17 protein-coding genes are annotated in these 19,689 nt (G+C 68.3%); 6 read left to right on the top strand and 11 right to left on the bottom strand.

Annotated features, from left to right (window positions below; genetic code table 11):
• Positions 1 to 2 precede the first annotated feature (2 nt).
• Genes ACX9OW_RS09030 through ACX9OW_RS09040 form a run of 3 tightly spaced genes read right to left on the bottom strand, consistent with a single transcriptional unit; the run spans position 3 to position 3,877 of the window.
• Complete coding sequence (locus ACX9OW_RS09030; protein ID WP_053520089.1) at positions 3 to 2,129, bottom strand: putative bifunctional diguanylate cyclase/phosphodiesterase; 2,127 nt, start codon at positions 2,127 to 2,129, stop codon at positions 3 to 5.
• Positions 2,126 to 3,058, bottom strand: coding sequence for a phosphate/phosphite/phosphonate ABC transporter substrate-binding protein (locus ACX9OW_RS09035; protein WP_111186437.1), 933 nt, complete (start codon positions 3,056 to 3,058; stop codon positions 2,126 to 2,128). The genes ACX9OW_RS09030 and ACX9OW_RS09035 overlap by 4 nt, the downstream gene beginning before the upstream one ends.
• 48 nt (positions 3,059 to 3,106) lie before the next feature.
• The gene (locus tag ACX9OW_RS09040; protein ID WP_053520091.1) at positions 3,107 to 3,877 is read right to left on the bottom strand and encodes an RNA methyltransferase; all 771 of its coding nucleotides are present in this window, start codon (positions 3,875 to 3,877) and stop codon (positions 3,107 to 3,109) included.
• Between the two features lie 120 nt (positions 3,878 to 3,997).
• Here ACX9OW_RS09040 and ACX9OW_RS09045 point away from each other — a divergent pair, with 120 nt between their 5' ends.
• Positions 3,998 to 4,825, top strand: coding sequence for an inositol monophosphatase family protein (locus ACX9OW_RS09045; RefSeq protein WP_053520092.1), 828 nt, complete (start codon positions 3,998 to 4,000; stop codon positions 4,823 to 4,825).
• Between the two features lie 479 nt (positions 4,826 to 5,304).
• Here ACX9OW_RS09045 and htpX read toward each other — a convergent pair whose 3' ends face one another.
• The gene (gene htpX / locus ACX9OW_RS09050) at positions 5,305 to 6,171 is read right to left on the bottom strand and encodes a protease HtpX (protein WP_053520093.1); all 867 of its coding nucleotides are present in this window, start codon (positions 6,169 to 6,171) and stop codon (positions 5,305 to 5,307) included.
• A 93-nt stretch (positions 6,172 to 6,264) separates the two neighbouring features.
• Between htpX and gluQRS the strand changes: the two genes are divergently transcribed.
• The 3 genes from gluQRS to phaR all read left to right on the top strand — a co-directional run bounded on the left by gluQRS (position 6,265) and on the right by phaR (position 8,660).
• Entirely contained in the window at positions 6,265 to 7,185 is a 921-nt protein-coding gene (gluQRS, locus tag ACX9OW_RS09055; RefSeq protein ID WP_459062196.1) for a tRNA glutamyl-Q(34) synthetase GluQRS, read from the top strand.
• Positions 7,186 to 7,202: 17 nt separating this feature from the next.
• On the top strand, positions 7,203 to 7,943 hold the full coding sequence (gene phbB, locus ACX9OW_RS09060) for an acetoacetyl-CoA reductase (protein WP_053520095.1): 741 nt from the start codon (positions 7,203 to 7,205) through the stop codon (positions 7,941 to 7,943).
• A gap of 183 nt (positions 7,944 to 8,126) precedes the next feature.
• Entirely contained in the window at positions 8,127 to 8,660 is a 534-nt protein-coding gene (phaR, locus tag ACX9OW_RS09065) for a polyhydroxyalkanoate synthesis repressor PhaR (RefSeq protein ID WP_053520096.1), read from the top strand.
• A 77-nt stretch (positions 8,661 to 8,737) separates the two neighbouring features.
• Here the strand turns inward: phaR and ACX9OW_RS09070 are convergent, their stop codons facing one another.
• The 6 genes from ACX9OW_RS09070 to ACX9OW_RS09095 all read right to left on the bottom strand — a co-directional run bounded on the left by ACX9OW_RS09070 (position 8,738) and on the right by ACX9OW_RS09095 (position 16,240).
• The gene (locus ACX9OW_RS09070; RefSeq protein ID WP_193396134.1) at positions 8,738 to 9,685 is read right to left on the bottom strand and encodes a TraB/GumN family protein; all 948 of its coding nucleotides are present in this window, start codon (positions 9,683 to 9,685) and stop codon (positions 8,738 to 8,740) included.
• Between the two features lies 1 nt (position 9,686).
• Positions 9,687 to 10,616: a DUF1684 domain-containing protein gene (locus ACX9OW_RS09075; protein ID WP_053520211.1), complete on the bottom strand. Its 930-nt coding sequence runs from the start codon at positions 10,614 to 10,616 to the stop codon at positions 9,687 to 9,689.
• An 11-nt stretch (positions 10,617 to 10,627) separates the two neighbouring features.
• Positions 10,628 to 12,523, bottom strand: coding sequence for a DNA mismatch repair endonuclease MutL (mutL, locus tag ACX9OW_RS09080; RefSeq protein ID WP_053520212.1), 1,896 nt, complete (start codon positions 12,521 to 12,523; stop codon positions 10,628 to 10,630).
• A gap of 132 nt (positions 12,524 to 12,655) precedes the next feature.
• Positions 12,656 to 14,194: an N-acetylmuramoyl-L-alanine amidase gene (locus ACX9OW_RS09085; RefSeq protein WP_053520213.1), complete on the bottom strand. Its 1,539-nt coding sequence runs from the start codon at positions 14,192 to 14,194 to the stop codon at positions 12,656 to 12,658.
• A gap of 82 nt (positions 14,195 to 14,276) precedes the next feature.
• Positions 14,277 to 14,759: a tRNA (adenosine(37)-N6)-threonylcarbamoyltransferase complex ATPase subunit type 1 TsaE gene (gene tsaE / locus ACX9OW_RS09090; RefSeq protein WP_065181918.1), complete on the bottom strand. Its 483-nt coding sequence runs from the start codon at positions 14,757 to 14,759 to the stop codon at positions 14,277 to 14,279.
• Positions 14,756 to 16,240: an NAD(P)H-hydrate dehydratase gene (locus tag ACX9OW_RS09095; RefSeq protein ID WP_197600323.1), complete on the bottom strand. Its 1,485-nt coding sequence runs from the start codon at positions 16,238 to 16,240 to the stop codon at positions 14,756 to 14,758. The genes tsaE and ACX9OW_RS09095 overlap by 4 nt, the downstream gene beginning before the upstream one ends.
• A gap of 23 nt (positions 16,241 to 16,263) precedes the next feature.
• Here ACX9OW_RS09095 and queG point away from each other — a divergent pair, with 23 nt between their 5' ends.
• Both queG and xseA read left to right on the top strand, forming a co-directional pair.
• A complete protein-coding gene (gene queG, locus ACX9OW_RS09100) occupies positions 16,264 to 17,340 on the top strand; it encodes a tRNA epoxyqueuosine(34) reductase QueG (RefSeq protein ID WP_111186445.1) in 1,077 nt (358 codons plus the stop codon).
• Between the two features lie 69 nt (positions 17,341 to 17,409).
• Positions 17,410 to 18,750: an exodeoxyribonuclease VII large subunit gene (gene xseA / locus ACX9OW_RS09105; protein ID WP_053520217.1), complete on the top strand. Its 1,341-nt coding sequence runs from the start codon at positions 17,410 to 17,412 to the stop codon at positions 18,748 to 18,750.
• 34 nt (positions 18,751 to 18,784) lie between these two features.
• On the opposite strand, the gene ACX9OW_RS09110 is transcribed toward xseA, so the two are convergent.
• On the bottom strand, positions 18,785 to 19,681 hold the full coding sequence (locus tag ACX9OW_RS09110) for a M48 family metallopeptidase (protein ID WP_053520218.1): 897 nt from the start codon (positions 19,679 to 19,681) through the stop codon (positions 18,785 to 18,787).
• Positions 19,682 to 19,689 lie beyond the last annotated feature (8 nt).

Below are 19,689 nucleotides of genomic sequence, written 5' to 3' on the forward strand. Positions count from 1 at the left end.
ATTCAGACGCCGGACTCGATCATCCGCACCACTTCGGTCGCGGTGACCGGGTGGCTCAGCCAGTAGCCCTGGCCAAGATCGCAGCCGCGCTGGGCCAGCAGCTCGAATTGCGCCTGCTGCTCGATGCCCTCGGCAACCACCGTGATGCCCAGCGCGTGGGCCATGGCGATGATCGCCGTGGTCAGCGCCAGGTCGTCCGGATCACGCTGCATGTCGGCAATGAAACTCTTGTCGATCTTCACGCCGTCCACGGGCACCTGGCGCAGGTGGCTCAAGCCCGAGAAGCCGGTGCCGAAGTCGTCCAGCCACACCTTGACGCCGGTGCGATGCAGCTTGTCCAGCAACTGCGCGGCCACCATCTCATCACCGATCACGGCGGTCTCGGTCAGTTCCAGATGCAGGCGCGAAGCCGGCAGCCCCGACTCATGCAGGCACTGTGCGACCAGTGACGGCAGCTCGCCGCCACGCAGCTGCCGGGGCGACACGTTCACCGACACGAACAGATCATCGCCGCCCGCACTGCGCGGCCACTGCGACGCTTCCATGCAGGCCGCGCGCAGCACCTTCGGCCCGATCACCTCGATCAGCCCGCTCTGCTCGGCCACTTCGATGAACACCGACGGCGGGATCGTGCCCAGAGTGGGGTGCTGCCAGCGCAGCAGCACCTCGACGCCGACCATCCGCCGGTCGCGGGTGCGGAAGATCGGCTGGTAGGCCAGGCGCAGCTCGCCGCGCTCCCAGGCGCCGCGCAGTTCCTGTTCCATGTGCACGCGGCGCTCGACCGCATGGTCCATCGCCCGGCTGTAATACCGGTAGCAATTCTTGCCGGCCATCTTCGCCTGGTACATGGCGATGTCGCCGTTCTTCAGCAGTGTGGTCGCGTCTGCGGCATCGTCCGGGAACAGGGTCACGCCGATGGAGGTGCCCAGGAACAGCTCCCTGCCCTGCACCACCAGCGGCTTGCCCAGTTCGCGCACCAGCACCTCGGCCAGCAGCCGCGCATTGGCAGCGACATCGCCGTCGCCGACTAGGATCACGAACTCGTCGCCGCCAAAACGGGCCAGCAGCGCCTCATCGCCGCCGGCCTCGGCGACGGCGCGGCCGATCCGCTGGGCAAACTGCAGCAGTGCTTCGTCGCCCGCTTCATGCCCGAGCGTATCGTTGACCCGCTTGAAATCGTCGATGTCCGCAAACAACAGGCCCAACCGCTGCTTGGACGCACGCGCGGCCATCAGCCGGTGGTCCAGGGCTTCGCGGAACGCCAAGCGGTTGGTCAGGCCGGTCAGTGCGTCGGTGTAGGCCATGTGCCGCACCTCGCGGTCGTGGCGGGCGATGGCATCACGCATGCGGGCGAATCCCCGCACCAGCTCGCCGACCTCGTCGTCGCGGGTATTCTCCAGCAGCGGCGCCTGGTAGTCGCCGGCTTCGATGCGACGGGCCGCCACCGCCAGGTCGCGGATCGGCGCGACCAGGGTGCGCTGCACGTAGAAGATCACCGCCACGCCGATCACCACCAGCAGGCCGAGCATCAGCAGCAGCCAGCCCAGATGACGGCTGCCGACCTGCTGCAGGCGCTCGCCCAGCGTTGCGTTGGCGGCCTGCTCGCGCTGCTGCACTTCGTCCAGCGCCATGCCGACGCGGACGCCGCCGATGCGCTGGTTGCCGACCATGATCGGCATCGTGTTGTCGAGCACCTTTGGCGACTGCTGCACCACCAGCGTCCGCGCGGCGATCGCGCCCGGCGCAAGGGGATCTCCCATGGGCTGACCGAAGGCGGCGACCTCCACCGAACCGTCGTGCACCAGCCGGCCACGTTCGTCGAACACCAGCACATAGCGCACCACGGGCTGCCGCGACGTGCTGCGCACCAGTGCGCCGACCTGGTCCAGATCGTGGTAGTACAGCGGGTTGGCCAGCGCATCGGAAAGCTCACGGGCGATCGCTTCGCCGCGGCTGCGCACGCTGCGGTCGAACAGTTCATGGATGACGCCGCCGCTGAGGTTGCGCACCTCGCTCTGCATCGCCGCCTGCCGCCCCAGCAGCACCGCCAGGATCGCCACCACCACAAGCATCGCCCCGCCCATCGCGAGCAGGAACCGCGCCTGCATTCCCGAGCCGAGCCACTTCATTCCACTTCCATCCGCACGCGCGTCAATCCTTGTTTCAATTCATCCAGCCGCTGCTGCGCATGCGCGTCGACGCGGTGGAAACCGGAAGTACCAAAAAAACGGTGCAGCGCTGCCTGTGCCTGCGGATCACTGGCCGCCTGCAGCAGGACCTCCTGCAGGCGATCACGGACGCGTGCATCCAGGTCGGCGCGCACCACCTCCACGGCGCGAGGATAGGGCTCCGTGCGCAACAGTTCGCGGAAGTCGCGCCGGAACGCCCGCGGCATGCGCCGCTCATCGTTCCAGTCCACGCTGCTCACCGCGCCCGCATCGGCCACGCCCTTGTGCACGTAGGTGGCGATGTTCAGCTCGCTGCGGGCGAACACATAGCCGACGCTGTCCGTGCCCGGAGCGTCCCACGTACCCGCGAGGATCTGTGGGGACAACCCGTGGCCCAGCAACGTCATCACCGGCACCAGGTAGGCGCTGGTGGATGCGGTGTTCTGCAGCGCAAGGCGGTGGCCCCGCAGGTCCTCCAGCCGCTGGAACGGGCTGTCGCGGCGCACGAAGAATACGGTCTGGTACTCACGCACGCCATTGCGCTCGGTCAGTAGCAACGGCCGCGCACCGCTGCGCTGCCCCAACGCCACTGCGGTTCCGGCGGTTTCCGTGACCCAGTCGACCTGCCCCCGCCGCAGATAGCTGGCCATCTGCTGCGGATCACGCGCCATCAGTATCCTCCCCTCCTGGATGCCGACGTCCTGCATGCGTGCCACCACGTAGTCCAGCAGCGGCTGCAGCTGCTGGTAATGGGCCTTGGGATCGTCGCTGATCCGGCCCAGCACCAGCACCGGATCCGGCGCAGCACGCACCGTTCCGGCCAGCAGGACCATGGCCAGGCTCAGCAGCGCCCCCTGCATTGCCGTTCGCAGACCCGACACCGGTTTCATCCCCCCCCTGGGTATCCGGACAGACTACCCGAAAAAATGAGAACGTCGTCAGCCGTTGTGACTGCCCGGCTTGGCCAGACGCGCCATGCGCTGGGCATCGGCCAGGATGCCGCGCAGCAACCGCACTTCCTGCTCGCTCGGCTCGCTGCGCAGGAACAGGCGGCGCAGCTTGCGCATCGCCGACTCCGGCGCACGGCCCTTGTGGAAATCGATCTCGTCCAGGGTGTCGCCAAGCTGGGCGAAGAAGCTCTCCATCTGTTCGTGGCTGGCCACCTGCTCACGAAAGCCCGGTTCGGCGCCAACGGCAGGCTGGGCGCCGAGCAGCTGCATGCGCACCTCGTAGGCCAACACCTGCACGGCGGCGGCGAGGTTGAGCGAACTGAACGCCGGATCGGACGGAATGTGCACCGCCGCGTGGCACAGCTGCAGCTCCTCGTTGGTCAGGCCGGTCCGTTCCCGGCCAAACACCAGCGCCACCTCGGCACCCTCACCGGCCTTGGCGACCGCACGGGCCGCTGCGTCGGCGGGCAGGTACTCCTCCAGCTGGACCCGGCGTGCGCGGGCCGTACACCCCAGCACCAGACGGCAGTCGGCGACGGCCTCGGCCAGGGTGGCCACCACGGGCGCATCGCCGAGCACATCCTCGGCGCCGGCCGAGCGGCGGAATGCCTCCTCGTCCAGCGGTTTTTCCGGGGCCACCAGTACCAGGCGGGCCAGGCCCATGGTCTTCAGGGCGCGGGCGGCGGCGCCCATGTTGCCGGGATGCTGGGTTCCGACCAGGACGAATCGGAGGCGGGTGGCGGCGGGGAACTGGGACATGAACAGGGAAAAGGTCGAGCTGGACGATGACCAATGGTAAACTGTGCGGCCGGCCACTGCGCCGGACCCGCTCTTTTCCCCCGCCAGTCCTACCCTTCTGCCTTTCCGGGAGCCCACGCCATGCAGAAACCCGCCGTCACCGTCATGGTCAAGGCCGCCCGCCTCGCCGGCAACGTCCTGTTGCGCAACATCAACAAGCTCGAGGCACTGAACGTGGTGCAGAAGGGGCGGATGGACTACGCCAGCGAAGTCGATGCGGACGCGGAAAAGGTCATCGTCAAGGAGCTCAAGCGCGCGTATCCCGAGTACGGCGTGTTTGGCGAGGAAGGCGGCGTGCAGGGCGAACATCGCCACATGTGGGTCATCGATCCGCTGGACGGCACCAGCAACTACCTGCGCGGCGTGCCCCACTACTGTGTATCGATCGCCCTGGTCGAGAACGGCGAGCCGACCGACGCGGTCATCTTCGATCCGCTGCGCAACGAGCTGTTCACCGCCAGCCGTGGCGCGGGCGCCGTGCTGAACGACCGTCGCATCCGCGTGGCGGATCGCAAGGACCTGGGCGGCACCATGATCCAGACCGGCTTCGCTCCGCGCGAGCGCGCCCGTGCCGGCGCCCAGTTGAAGGCGGTCGATGCCCTGCTGGTGCAGGCCGAGGACATCCGCCGTACCGGTTCCGCTGCGCTGGACCTGGCCTATGTCGCCTGCGGTCGCGCCGACGCCTACTTCGAGGCCGGGGTGAAGGCCTGGGACATCGCGGCCGGCGTGCTGCTGGTGCGTGAGGCCGGTGGCAAGGTGTGCGATTTCAAGGGAGCGCCGCTTGCACGCATGGACAACCGCGGTCCGGAAACCCAGCAGGTGGTGGCGGGCAACCTAAAGGTGGCCGAGTCGCTGCAGAAGGTGCTGGTCAACACGGGCTATGCGGCCGAGTTCGACGCGAAGTTCTGAGCTTCCCTGTAAAGCGGTTCATGGAGACGGCACCTGTGAAGGTGCCGTTTTCGTATCCGCAGTGATCGTGCTTGTCACTTTCTTTGCTCGTGCAAAGAAAGTAACCAAAGAAACACGCCGCCAGGACGCGAGCCGACGTGCTGTGCACGCCGGTTCCCTTCGCTCCTCGGTCCGTCGAGGGACGGTGCGGGAACTCGCTGCGCTCAGACACCCGCACCTCTTCGCCCTCGCCGGACCTGCGGTGCTCGGCTCGCTCAAGGCGGACCCAAGGTCAAGAACCACAGCTGCACGACGATGACGGGTAGCGCCGGGCCATGCCCGGCGAGCGAAGCGGCCGCTTCGCCTTCGACCTTGAAAGTGACACCCCTCCGCAGTCGCGGAAACGATCCTGCGGGCACGCGTCGATGCTGCCGACGCGCAAACAGAAACGCCCGGCACGGGGCCGGGCGTTCCTGTAGCAGTGCGTTGCAACCGGAGGCTTACACCACCGTCGAGGCCCGCAGCGCGGCGATGCGCTCTTCCAGCGGCGGATGGCTCATGAACAGCTTCTTCGCGGTCGAACCGGCGATGCCGAAGGCGGCGATCTGGGTCGGCAGCGTGCTCTGGCCGTGGTTGAGCTGCAGGCGCTCCAGCGCGGCGATCATCTTCTGGCGACCCGCCAGCGAGGCACCACCGGCATCGGCGCGGAACTCACGATGGCGCGAGAACCACATCGAGATCATGGTCGCGAACAGGCCGAACACCATCTCCAGCACGAACACGATGATGTAGTAGGCGAACCCGCGGCCGCCGCCTTCGCGGTTGCCCGACAGCGCGCTGTCGATGACGCCGCCGACCACGCGCGCCAGCACGATCACGAAGGTGTTCAACACACCCTGCAGCAGCGCCATGGTGATCATGTCACCATTCGCCACGTGGGCGATCTCGTGGCCCAGTACGGCTTCGGCCTCGTCTTCGCTCATGTTCTGCAGCAGACCGGTGGACACCGCCACCAGCGCGTTGTTGCGGTTGGCGCCGGTGGCGAATGCGTTGATCTCCGGGCCATCGTAGACCGCCACTTCGGGCATGCCGATGCCTGCCGCCTTGGCCTGGCGCTCGACGGTGGCCAGCAGCCAGCGCTCGGTCTGGTTGCGTGGCTCGGTGATCACCACCGCGCCGGTGGAGCGCTTGGCCATCCACTTGGACAGCAGCAGCGAAATGAAGGAACCGCCGAAGCCGAAAATCGCAGCCATCACCAGCAGGCCGCTCATCTGGTTCGGATTGACCCCCAGCAGCGACATCACGATGCCGGCCAGGATCAGCACTGCAAAGTTGGTGGCTAGAAAGAGTGCGATGCGGGTAAACATGGGAAATTCCGGCTCGGAAGGGGTCGATATCCGCCAATTTGCGGTGCGGTCAGCTTGAATTCAAGCACCAACCTGACCGACGATTCAGCCAGCATGACCTCCCCCCTTTCCTGCGGCCGCTTCGCGCCCTCGCCTACCGGCCTGCTGCACCCCGGCTCCCTGCTGGCTGCATTCGGCAGCTGGCTGCTCGCACGCCATCACCATGGCCTGTGGCGGCTGCGCATCGAGGACATCGATCCCCCACGCACCGTGCCCGGGGCTGCGCACGCGCAGTTGCAGGCACTGGCGGCATTCGGCCTGGCCCACGATGGTCCGGTGCTGTGGCAGAGCGAACGTGGCGATGCTTACCAGCAGGCTCTGGACAGGCTGCTGGCCAGCGGGCAGGCCTTCATCTGCCACTGCAGCCGCAGCGAACTGGCAGCCCGGGGTGGCATCCACCATCGCTGCGTCGCGCGGCAGCCCCGACCGGACCCTGCCGTCCGCTTCCGCGTACCGGCCGGCAGCGTGGTGCAGTTCGAAGATGGCCTGCGCGGCCGTCAGGTGCAGGACGTCCACGCCGAGGTGGGTGATTTCGTGCTGCGCCGCGCCGACGGGTGCTGGGCCTACCAGCTGGCGGTGGTGGTCGACGATGCCGCGCAGGGCGTCACCGACGTGGTGCGCGGCGCCGACCTGCTCGACTCCACCGCGCGGCAGATCCTGCTGCAGCAGGCACTCGGACTGGCAGTGCCGCGATACTGGCACCTGCCCCTGCTGCTGGACGCGCCCGGGCACAAGCTGTCCAAGTCGCTGGCCGCGCTGCCGGTCGACAGCGCCCGCCCGGTGCCGGTGCTGCGTCAGTTGTGGGGCCTGCTCGGCCAGTCGCCCGCCGCACTCGAGGGTCACGACGATCTGCACGACCTGCTCGCGGCGGCCCGGCAGGCATTCGATCCGGCCCGCCTGCCACGCACGGACATCCTGTTGCCGACGGGCGCACTTTCCGCGCCGATGTTGCAGAATCCCCCTTCCCCCACCTGAAACCCGGACTGCATTCCATGACATCTCGCGTCGCACTGGTCACCGGCGGAACCGGCGGCATCGGTACCGCCATCTGCCAACGCCTGGCCGACCAGGGCCACCGGGTCGCCACCAACTATCGCGATGAAACCAAGGCCCGCGCCTGGCAGCAGGCGATGACCGAACGCGGCTTCAACGTGTCCATCTTCGCCGGCGACGTGTCCGATCCGGACAGTGCCGAAGCGCTGGTGCGCGCCGTCGAAAACGAACTGGGCCCGGTCGAAATCCTGGTCAACAACGCCGGCATCACCCGCGATACGACCTTCCACCGGATGCGTGCGGACCAGTGGCATGACGTGATCAACACCAACCTCAACTCGGTGTTCAACGTCACCCGCCCGGTCATCGAAGGCATGCGTCGCCGCGGCTGGGGCCGGGTCATCCAGATCAGCTCGATCAACGGTCTGAAGGGCCAGTACGGCCAGGCCAACTACGCCGCCGCCAAGGCCGGCATGCACGGTTTCACCATCTCACTGGCGCGCGAGAACGCGGGCTTCGGCATCACCGTCAACACCATTTCACCGGGCTATGTCGCCACGGACATGGTCATGGCCGTGCCGGAGGAAGTGCGGGCCAAGATCATCGCCGACATTCCGACCGGGCGCCTGGGCAAGCCGGAGGAGATCGCCTACGGCGTGTCCTTCCTGGTGGCCGAGGAGGCCTCATGGATCACCGGCAGCAACCTGGACATCAACGGCGGCCACCACATGGGCTGGTGAGCCGCGCGGGGGCGGCCGGTCACGTGCCGGACCGCACCTGCCTGCGGTCATGCTGCGCAGCACGCAAACCCTTGTTGCGCAACATGATCCGCCGTGAAAGCCAAGCCTGGCGGGGGCTGGGGCGGTTGCAACGGCTGCTGCACTGCGCCATGCTGCGCGTCTACTGTGACGAGTGACCGCTTCATGGCTGCGACCCGCATCATCAAGAAGTATCCGAACCGCCGTCTCTACGACACCGAGATTTCCAGCTACATCACCATCGAGGACGTCCGCCAGCTGATACTGGACGGTGAAGACTTCGAGGTCCGCGACGCCAAGAGCGGTGACGACCTTACCCGTTCGGTCCTGCTGCAGATCATCGCCGACCAGGAGCAGGACGGCGAGCCGATGCTCTCCACCCAGTTGCTGAGCCAGCTGATCCGCTTCTACGGCGACTCCCTGCAGGGATTCATGGGCAACTACCTGGAACGCAGCATGCAGGTGTTCCTGGACCAGCAGCAGCAGTTCCGCCAGCAGATGGGCAACCTGCTGGGCCAGACGCCGTGGGCGATGATGAACCAGCTGACCGAACGCAACCTGGAGCTGTGGCAGGAATTCCAGCGCAGCATGGGCACCGGCTTCGGCGGCCCCCGCCCTGGCGGAACCGGTACGGGAACCGGAACCGGCAGCAAGCCGAACGAACCGGGCACCGGCACCGGCGGCAAGACCCGCCGCTGAGCTGCGGCAGGGACTGACATGAAAACGGCGCGCCACTGGCGCGCCGTTTTCGTCTGCGGGTCATCCGCAGGCAGACGTCAGCGCTTCGCCTTGCACGCTGTGCAGACGCGCTCGACCTTGTAGCCCTTCGCCCTGAGCTTCTCGACCACGCCATCGCTGCCGAGCAGATGCAGCGTGCCAACCACCACCAGCGTGCCCCCCTGCCCCGCCTGCAGATAGGGCACCAGCTTCGGCACCCAGGCATCATTGCGGCCGGTATTGATGCGCTGATACAGCTGCGGATACTGCTGGCGCATCTCGGCAGCCATTTTCGTCCACAGCAGGCGCTCGTCACCGCGGCGCCATGCGTCGTGCAGCATGCGCGCCTGCTCATCGCCCTTGTCGGCCTGATCGAGGGCTTCGGACAGCATCTGCCGCTGCTCCTGCACCGACATCCCATCAAGCATGCCGATCTGCGTATCGATGTCCTCCAGACCACCGGTGCTGCGCCCGGTCGCCTGTGCGCGCTCCATGAAGTGACGGTCCAGACCGAGGGCCGGGTCCAGGCCCATCTTCTGCATCTGCCCCACTGAAATGCTCAGACCGACAAACCAGGGTTTCATGCCCTGCATCTGCGCCAGCGGCAGCTTGTTCGCGGTGGCGAAGGCCTGCAGCTTCTGCCAGGTCGCTGCATCGAGATCACGCTTCAGCTCGCTGCCGTCGGTGCGCACGGCGGCCTGCACCATGCGGCTGGCCAGCTGCGGCGACTGCATGTCTTCCGGCGAGAGTTCGAACAACACGCGCTGCGAGGCCCCGAAGGCCTGCTCCACGTCGGCCGACAGCGGATAGTCCTGCGGCTTCAACAGATGGAACGAGCCCAGCAGATACAGCCGTGAATCGCCGGGGCCGGTGACCTTCCACAGCAGCGGTACCGGCGGCTTGACCGACGCACCTTCAGCGGCCGGCGCATTGCGGGCCTGCGCCAGTGGCGCCACCGCGCAGGCCAGCAGCAACAGGGCGGCGTGTAACAGGTGTCTGATCAGCATGTCAGCCTTCTCCTTCAGGCAGGTGGTAGGCCTTTTCGCCCGCGTCCACGCGAAGGTCCAGCCGGTTCTCCGGCGGTGCCAACGGACAGGTCGCGTAGGGCGTGAACGCGCAGGGCGGGTTGTAGGCGTGGTTGAAATCGATGAGCACGCGGCCATCGGCGCCGGGGGCGCCGGTATCCAGATAGCGTCCAGCGGGATAGCTGCCGCGGCCGCTGGTGCGGTCCGCGAAGATCAGGAACAGGGGCTCGCCGGGGGCACCGATTGCCTCCAGCCGCCAGGTCCGGCCATCACGCTCAAACTCGACGGCACCGGCATTGGGCATGTCGGTGGTCAGTCCGGTGATGTCGACGATCGGCAAGGTCTTGCCCGGTGCGTGCGCAACGAAGCGCGCCTGCACCTGCCAGCCGGGACCTCCCGGCCAGTACTGCAGGCCGGCGAAGTCTCGGCGTGCAGGCGCGTCGGCATGCTTGACCCTGAGCGCATCGCGCGGACCACGCCGGATCAGGCTGAGCTGGCCCTTGCCACCGTCGAAGGCAAGCAGGGTGGGCTGCGGATCCTTGTCGGTATCCATGCGGATGCGCCCTCTTACCGGCTGGCCGTTGTGGGTGAGCTCCGCCCCGGCTTCCGGCGTGAACCACCATTGCCGGCCCTCGCGCCGCAGCAGGCCGAGCTTGTCCGGCCCCACTGCCAGGCGGATGCCATTGGTGGCACCGCTGCCAACGAAGTGCGAGCTGTTCTGCAGCCAGTGCAGCCCGACCAGCGCCGTCCAGCCATCAGGCCGCGTCAGATCCTGATAACGCGCCACGCGCCATTGCTGCTGCGCGGCGGCGTATGCCGGGTCCTCCACCACCGCAGGCGCCGGCGGCGGCGCCGGACTGCAGGCTGCCAGCAACAAGACAGCCAGAAGCCCGCCCATTCCCCGATACGCCATCGATGCTCCCCTCAACGTCCGCGCAGGAACCAGCGGTCGATCTCCGCCAGCGAAAAACGGGCCCAGGTCGGCCGGCCGTGGTTGCACTGGCCGGATCGCTCGGTGATCTCCATGTCGCGCAGCAGGGCGTTCATTTCCGGCACCGTCAGCCGGCGATTGGCACGCACAGCGCCATGGCAGGCCATGGTCGACAGCAGTTCATCGCGCGCGCTCGCTACGCGGCGGCTCTGGCCGTGCTCACGCAGGTCGGTCAGCACATCGCGCAGCAGCCCCTCCGGCTCGGCGTGGGCCAGCAGCGCGGGAATGCTGCGCACATGCAGCGAGCCCGGGCCGGCCCGCGTCACCTCGAAACCAAGCGAGGCCAGCGTCGCGGCCTCGCTCTCTGCGGTATCCGCTTCGCGTTCGCCCACCGCCAACGTGATCGGCACGAGCAACGGCTGCGACTGCAGGCCGATACCATCGTGCGCGTTCTTCAGCCGCTCGTAGCCGATGCGTTCGTGCGCCGCGTGCATGTCGACCACGATCAGGCCTTCGGCATTCTCGGCCAGGATGTAGATGCCGTGCAGCTGCGCGATCGCATACCCCAGGGGCGGCACGCCCGCGTCCGCACGGGTGTCCGGCAGGCCGTTTCCGCTCTGCATCGCAGGCTGCGCGGTGTCGCCTTCGCCTGCAGCAGGCGTGGCATAGAGCGCAGCGTAGGCGGCCGGCGCATCGGCAACCTGCAGGCCCAGCGGCTGCTGCGGGCGCCATCCCTGATATCCGCCACCGCCGCCCGCCCCCGAAGCAGGACCACGGACCAGACCGAATCCGGACGCGCCCACGGTCGATGCCGCCGCTGCTGCCCCGGCGTCCGCTGCCTGCCCGGCACCTGCACCGATCTCCTGCGCCGACACGCCGGCTCGGGTATCGGCCAGCGCGTCCTTCAGCGTGCGGTAGACGAAATCATGGACCAGCCGCGCATCACGGAAACGCACTTCGTGCTTGGCCGGATGCACGTTGACGTCAACGCGCGTGGGGTCGAGTTCCAGGAACAGCACGTAGGCCGGCTGCCGGCCATGGAACAGCACATCGCCGTAGGCCATCTTCACCGCATGGGCAACGCTGCGGTCGCGCACCGAACGGCCGTTGACGTACAGGTACTGCTGGTCGGTACTGGCCCGCGAATAATGCGGCTGCGCGATCCAGCCGTGCAGGCGCAAGCCCGCGCCGCTGTGGTCCACGCGCACCGCCTGCAGCGCGAAGTCATCGCCCAGCGTCTCGGACAGGCGCGCATCCGAATACAGGTCACCCGGCTTGTAGCGGCGTGATGCCTTGCCATTGTGCGAGACCCGCAGCTCGACGTCCGGCCGCGCCAGCGCCAGCGAGCGCAGCCATTCTTCGATGTGCCCCAGTTCGGTGCGCTCGGCGCGCAGGAACTTGCGTCGCGCGGGCACGTTGTAGAACAGCTCGCGCACTTCCACCGTGGTACCCGGTGCGTGCGCGCGCGGCGTGACCTCGCCGATCTTGCCGCCATCGATCTGCAGCGCGGAACCGTGCTCGTCATCTGCGCGGCGCGACGCCAGGGTGAAACGACTGACCGACGCGATCGATGGCAACGCTTCGCCGCGGAACCCGAGCGTGGCCACCGACTCCAGATCGTCCAGGTTGGCGATCTTGCTGGTGGCATGCCGCGAGACGGCCAATGGCAGCTGCTCCGCTGCGATGCCACTGCCGTTGTCGCGGATGCGGATCAGGCGCACGCCGCCTTCTTCCAGGTCGATGTCGACACGGCTGGCGCCGGCATCGATCGCATTCTCGACCAGTTCCTTGACCACTGACGCGGGGCGCTCGACCACCTCGCCGGCGGCGATCTGGTTGATCAGGATGTCCGGCAAGGGCCGGATCGGGCGCGGGCCGGGCGCGCTCATGGGGCAAGGTAGGCAGCAGACTTCATGCGCCGATGATAGCGGACGTACCGCGTGGAGAGTCGAGCCCGGATCACCTGTGCGATGCCGATGATGCGCCACGCCCCAGGCATGGCCGGTCAAACAGGGTGTGGCCTACTTGCTGCCGCCGGCCATGGTGGCGGCCGCGTCGATCTCGGCCTGTGCGCGGGCCGCGTAGAGCGTCCCCGGCGGCGGCTGCCGGCTGAAGAACGTGTGCACGCCATCGAGCACCGCACCGGCGATCTTGCGCTGGTAGCCCGGGTCGATCAGGCGGCGCTCCTCGTCCGGATTGGAGATGAAGGCGGTTTCCACCAGCATCGCCGGCATGTCCGAGGTGCGCAGCACCGCGAAGTTGGCGCGCTCGATGTTTGGCTTGTGGTTGTTGCCGATCCGCTTCAGTCCACCCAGTACGTGGCCGGCCGCATCCTCGGAGGCCTTCATGTAACCGCTCTGCGCCAGATCGAGCAGAACGTTGGCCAGCGTGCCTTCGGTCTGCTGCAGGCGCACGCCACCGACCAGATCGGCGGCGTTTTCCTTGTCCGCCAGCCAGCGCGCACGCTGCGACGAGGCACCCTTGGTGGACAGCACGTACACCGATGAACCGGTCGCCGAGCGGTTCTCGGCGGCGTCCGCATGAATCGAGATGAAGATGTCAGCCTTGTTCGCGCGGGCCTTCTGTGCGCGCATCGGCAGCGGGATGAACACGTCGCTGTCGCGGGTCAGATAAGCTTTCAGGCCCGGCGTGGCGTTGACCTGACGGGCCAGCTCACGCGCCACCGCCAGGGTGACGTCTTTCTCGCGCTTGCCGGTGGGCCCGATCGCGCCCGGATCCTGTCCGCCGTGGCCGGGATCGATCGCCACCACCAGGTGACGCATGCCAGGCTGCATGCGGATGCGCGAAGCGTCGCTGGGCATCGCCGGACGCGGCGGTTCGGGCGGCGGCGATGCCGGTACCGGTGCCGGGGCTGGCGGATTGCTCACCACCGCAGCGGTGCGCTGGCCGGCCAGGATCGCCGCGGGCGACGATGCCGGCGGGGTGCTGCTGGCGCTGGTGCCCGCAGCGGCCACCTGCACGGGCGCGGTGGACGGCGCCGGCGTGGGCGCGGCCGGGGCGGCAGCCGTGGCGCTGGCCTGCTGCTGCACCTGCGCGGTCAACAACGCGGTAGCGCGGGCGGCGTCGCTGCGCGTCTGCATGCTGGGTGCCGTCGTCTGCGTGGTCGTGGCAACCGGAGCCGGCGCCGCAGCGGCCACGCCCGGGCTGTCACCCGGCCATTCGATCACCAGCTTCGACGCCTCTCCTTCGCGCTGCATCTGCGGGCGGAACGGCGCCACGGACTCCGCAAGATCGAAAACAACACGGAAGGTGCCCGGAACCGGTTGTCCGGTGCGCACTGCCGTCACCACGCCCTGCGCGGCCGGCATCTTCAGGTTGCGCACGGCAGTGGAGTCCGGGAAATCGACCACCAGCCGGTTCGGGTTGGCCAGCGACAGCGTCTTGTAGCCGCCACTGCCGACCAGAGAGATTTCCGCGCGGGTGCCGGTGGAGCCTGTATTCAGCTGTACCTGGCGGACTTCACCCGCCCACGCGCTGAGGCTCGCCAGACCCAGTCCGACGGCGGCACAGATGGCGATGAGACGGTTCCCCAGGCGCATGGCTCAGGATTCAATCACCGCGCTGAACGGAATGCAATACCTTTTTCCTTAATAATCCGTAACCTGCCGATCTTTGTTCTCGTCAGGCGACAGAAACAGGCCGCAAGTCTCCACCTTCGGCCAACCGCTGCAGCCATTCCCGGCCGGCGTCGCTGAGCCCACTGAGACGCGCCCGGCGCCCCTGGCCCTCGATCTCCAGCGCCACGACCAGGTCCGTCGGCGGCAATGCGCCCGCCCCCCGTTCCGGCCACTCGACCAGCCACAGCACCGCACTGCCCTCGTCCAGGCCCAGGAAATCCAGTTCCCCGGCCTGGCCGATGCGGTACAGGTCCAGATGCCACGCCTCGCCACCACTGGCCAGCGGATAGCGCTCGACCAGGGTGTAGGTCGGGCTGCGGATCGCACCCTGCACGCCCAGCGCACGCAGCAGCGCACGCGCGGTGGTGGATTTGCCGGCGCCGAGGTCGCCGCGCAGCTCGATCAACGCCTGCGGCGGACGCGTGGCCGCCAGCCACTGCCCGAGACGTTCGGTGGCATCGCTGTCGGCAAGGAAGTATTCGTTCATGGGGAGCGTTCCGGATTGGCCAGCCGCCGCAGGGGCGCCAGCAGGTCGGTGGGAAGCAGACCACGCGCGCCGTCGATGGCAGCGGCGTCGCCGGCAAGCGCGTGCAACAGGGCGCCGCCTGCTGCGGCATCGAATGCGTCCAATCCCTGCGCGCGCAGTCCAGCAATGACGCCGGTCAGCAGATCTCCCATGCCGCCGACCGCCATGCCCGGATTGCCGGCCGCGATCAGCCGCGGCAGCCGCGCAGGTGCCGCGACTACACTGCCGGCACCCTTCAGCACCACCGTGGCGTGATAGCGCTCGGCCAGCGCCTGCGCGCTGCCGAAGCGATCGGCCTGTACCTCGGCGGTACTGCAGCCCAGCAGGCGTGCAGCCTCTCCCGGATGCGGCGTCAGGATGGCATCAGGCACCGCGTGCGGGTTCTGCGCCAGCAGATTCAGGGCATCGGCGTCTATCACCAGCGGACGCCCGCAGGCGAGCACGCTGGCATGCAGCGCACGCGCCCAGTCGTCCTGGCCAAGGCCCGGCCCGATCGCAACGACCCGTGCGCGGTCCAGCAGCGCAGGCAACGCCGCGCCATCTTCCAGCGCATGCGCCATCGCCTCGGGCAGGCGCGCAAGCATCGCCCCCACATGCTCACGACGGGTGCCGACACTGAGCAGTCCGGCACCGGCACGCAGTGCGGCCTCGGCCGCCATCACCGCTGCGCCGCCACTGCCGTGGTTGCCGCCCACACACAGCACATGCCCGGACTCGCCCTTGTGGGTATTGGCCCGGCGCGGCGGCAGCAGCGCCCGCAGACGGTCGCCGACCCAACGCTCCGCGCTGGCCGCGATGCCTTCCCGCGCCGCCTCCGGCAGATCCAACGGCGCCAGCCGACGCTGGCCGACATGATCCAGCGCGTCGCCGGTGTACAGGCCACGGTGGCAGACAATGAACTGCAGGGTGACCGCCGCGCGCACCGCAACGCCGGGCACGCCGCCCTGATCGGCATCGACACCGCTGGGTACGTCCAGGGCCAGCACCGGCGCCGGACAGGCGTTGAGTGCTTCGATCAGCGCCTGCGCCATGCCGGCCGGGGCCCGATCCAGGCCGAGACCGAACAGCGCATCCACGCCGACGTCGGCGACCGGCAGCTGGCCGTCGAACTCGATGCTGCTGCCGCCGGCGGCAGCGAATGCGGCCGCCGCCTGCTGCGCCAGCGGCGTGGCGGGCAGCCTGCCCGGCAGGGTGATCACCTGCACCTGGCGGCCCGCCTGCAGCGCATGGGTCGCCAGTACGTAGCCATCGCCGCCGTTGTTACCGGCGCCAGCCACCACATACAGACTGCGGGCATCCGGCCATTGCTGCAGCAGGCACTGCCAGCCCGCCAGGCCAGCCTGCGCCATCAGGCTCCAGCCACCATCACCGGCAAGCACCGACGCGCGGGCATCCAGCGCGCGCGCAGCAGCGGTGTCGAACAGAAGAGAGAGATCGGGCATGCCGGGATTTTATACTGGTGCATATGTCCTCCGTCCCCGCCCCTGCCCCAGCCGACCCGGTCCAGGCCGTGCAGCGCATCCGCGAACTGGCCCGTGCACACGGTTTCCAGCGCTGCGGCATTGCCGGCATCGAGCTGGGCGAGGACGAGGCACACCTGGCCGACTGGCTGGGCCAGGGCCTGTACGGGACCATGGACTGGATGGCACGCCACGGCACGCTGCGCGCACGCCCGGCCGAACTGCTGCCGGGCACGGTGCGGGTCATTTCCGTGGGCATGGACTACAGCCACCGCGACGATACCGAAGCCTGGGCGACCCTGGCCGATCCCGGCCGCGCCTACGTAGCGCGCTACGCGCTGGGGCGCGACTACCACAAGCTGATGCGCAACCGCCTGCAGAAGCTCGCTGCGCGGATCAACGATGAAGTCGCGCCACTGGGCTACCGCGTTTTCGTCGATTCGGCACCGGTGCTGGAACGGGCCCTGGCCCGCAACGCCGGGCTCGGCTGGATCGGCAAGCACACCTGCCTGATCGATCGCCAGGGGGGCTCATGGTTCTTCATCGGCGAGATCTACATCGACCTGCCGTTGCCGGTCGACGCGCCCGCCACTGCGCACTGCGGCACCTGCACGCGCTGCATCGACATCTGCCCCACGCGCGCCATCACCGGCCCGCAGCGGCTGGATGCGCGCCGCTGCATTTCCTATCTGACCATCGAGCATGACGGCGCGATCCCCGAGGACATGCGGCCGCTGATCGGCAATCGCATCTACGGCTGCGACGACTGCCAGCTGGTCTGCCCGTGGAACAAGTTTGCCAAGCGCACCGATGAAGCCGATTTCCGCGCACGCAACAACCTGGACACCGCGCGCCTGGATCAGCTGTTCGCCTGGGACGAGGCGGAATTCCTGCGCCGCACCGAAGGCAGCCCGATCCGTCGCAGCGGCCATGAGCGCTGGCTGCGCAACATCGCCGTGGCACTGGGCAACGCGCCGACAGCACCGCAGACCCTGGCCGCACTGCAGACCCGCATCGATGATCCCTCGCCGCTGGTGCGCGAGCACGTGCAGTGGGCACTGGCACAGCACCGCACGACCTGAGCCGGGCGTGCCCGGCGCGCGCCAACGTGCGATCCTGAGTGCCCGCTCCACCCGCAGCGCGCCGTACCCATGCAGCCACGTAACAACGACATTCTCACTCCCAGCCAGCTCAACACGCTGGCACGCGACCTGCTGGAAGGCAGCTTCCCGGCGATCTGGGTCGAAGCCGAACTGGGCAGCGTGGCCCGCCCTGCGTCCGGGCACCTGTACTTCACCCTGAAGGACGCACGGGCACAGCTGCGTGCGGCGATGTTCCGGATGAAGGCGCAGTACCTGAAGTTCGTACCGCGCGAGGGCATGCGCGTGCTGGTGCGTGGCCGGGTGACCCTGTACGACGCACGCGGCGAGTACCAGATGGTGCTCGACCACATGGAGGAAGCCGGTGAAGGCGCGCTGCGGCGGGCGTTCGAGGAGCTGAAGGCGCGCTTGGACGCCGAAGGCCTGTTCGATCCTGCACGCAAGCGGGCGCTGCCCGCGCATGTGCGGCGGCTGGCGGTGATCACCTCGCCGACCGGCGCCGCCGTGCGCGATGTGCTGAGCGTACTGGGCCGTCGTTTCCCGCTGCTGGAGGTGGACCTGCTGCCGACCCTGGTGCAGGGCTCCAGCGCCGCCGCGCAGATCACCCGCCTGCTGCAGGCAGCCGATGCCAGTGGTCGCTACGACGTGATCCTGCTGACCCGCGGCGGCGGTTCACTGGAAGATCTATGGGCGTTCAACGACGAAGCGCTGGCGCGCGCGATCGCCGCCAGCGATACGCCGGTCGTATCGGCCGTCGGCCACGAGACCGACTTCAGCCTGAGTGATTTTGCCGCCGACCTGCGCGCGCCGACACCTTCGGTGGCGGCCGAGCTGCTGGTCCCCGACCAGCGTGACCTGGCCCTGCGCCTGCGCCGCAATGCCGCGCGGCTGGCACAGCTGCAGCGCCACGCGGTAGGACAGGCCATGCAGCGCGCCGACCGTGCGCTGTTGCGATTGAATGCGCAGAGTCCGCAGGCCCGGCTGGACCTGTTGCGGCGCCGTCAGCTGGAGCTGGGCCGGCGGCTGCACGCGGCCTTCAACCAGCAGCAGGAGCGCCGTGCCGCGCGCCTGCGCCATGCCGCCGCGGTGCTGCGTGGCCATCATCCGCAGCGCCAGCTGGACGCGATGCAGCGTCGCCTGTCGGCCCTGCGCGGACGCCCCCATGCAGCGATGCAGCGGCTGCTGCAACGCGATGCGCTACGCCTGCGCGGCCTGGCCCGGTCCCTGGAGGCGGTCAGTCCATTGGCCACGGTGGCACGCGGTTACAGCATCGTGACCCGTGCCGATGATGGTGCACTGGTACGACAGGTTGAACAGGTCCAGCCCGGCGACGCACTGCAGGCACGCGTGGGCGACGGCGTCATCGACGTGCAGGTCACCTCGGTCAGGTAAGCGGGGGCCAAGGCGCAGCCCGGCGTGCGCCTTCCTACCTGGCCGCCTCGCAGAACTGCTTCCGGTACTCCAGCGCCTTCGGCATCAGGGCCTGCAGATTCTGGATCCGGGTTCCCGGGTTGGGATGGGTGGAGGCAAACTCCGGCGGCGACTGACCACCACTGGCCTGGCCCATCCGCTGCCACAGCGGCACCGCTTCGCGCGGATCGAAACAGGCAGCCGCAGCCAGCATCAGCCCCACCTCATCGGCCTGGGTCTCGTGGCTGCGTGCGTAGGGCAGCAGATAGCCATAACCCATCGCCGACATCACCATCTGCTGCTGCTGCGCATCCATGCCACTGGCAGCCCCGGCCATCTGCCCGATCTGGGTCAGCTTCTGCTGTGCCATGCGCTGCGCTCCATGGCGCAGCAGCGCATGGGCGATCTCATGCCCCATCACCACCGCCATCGCATCCTTGGTCCGCGCCACCGGCACCAGACCGGTATAGACCGCCATCTTCCCGCCCGGCAGGCAGAAGGCGTTGGCCTGCTCGGAGGGGATCACGTTCACCTCCCACTGGAAGCTGCGCGCGAAATGGGCCGGCTCCACGCCATGCTCCCGCGCCAATGCGGTCTCCACCACATCGACCTTGGCGATCAACCGCTCGGCAATCGCACGCACGTCACGCGAGATCTGCGCGTTCGGGTCCAGTGGCCGCTCCTGCGCCAGGATCTGCTGGTAGGCCTGCAGCCCCAGCGCGGTTTCCTGCTGGGCATCCAGGCTGCTGTCGATCATGACCTTCTCGCCGGTATAGGGATCGACCGTCCGGTTCGAAAACCAGTAAAAGGCCGCGTAACCCGCCGCCAGCAGCAGTACCCACCAGCGGATGTTGCCGAACAGGCCACGCCGCTGCGGGCCCTGCGGCGAGCGGGAAAATGGGTCGTTGCGCATGCGGTGGT

Source organism: Stenotrophomonas genospecies 5 (assembly GCF_054473825.1).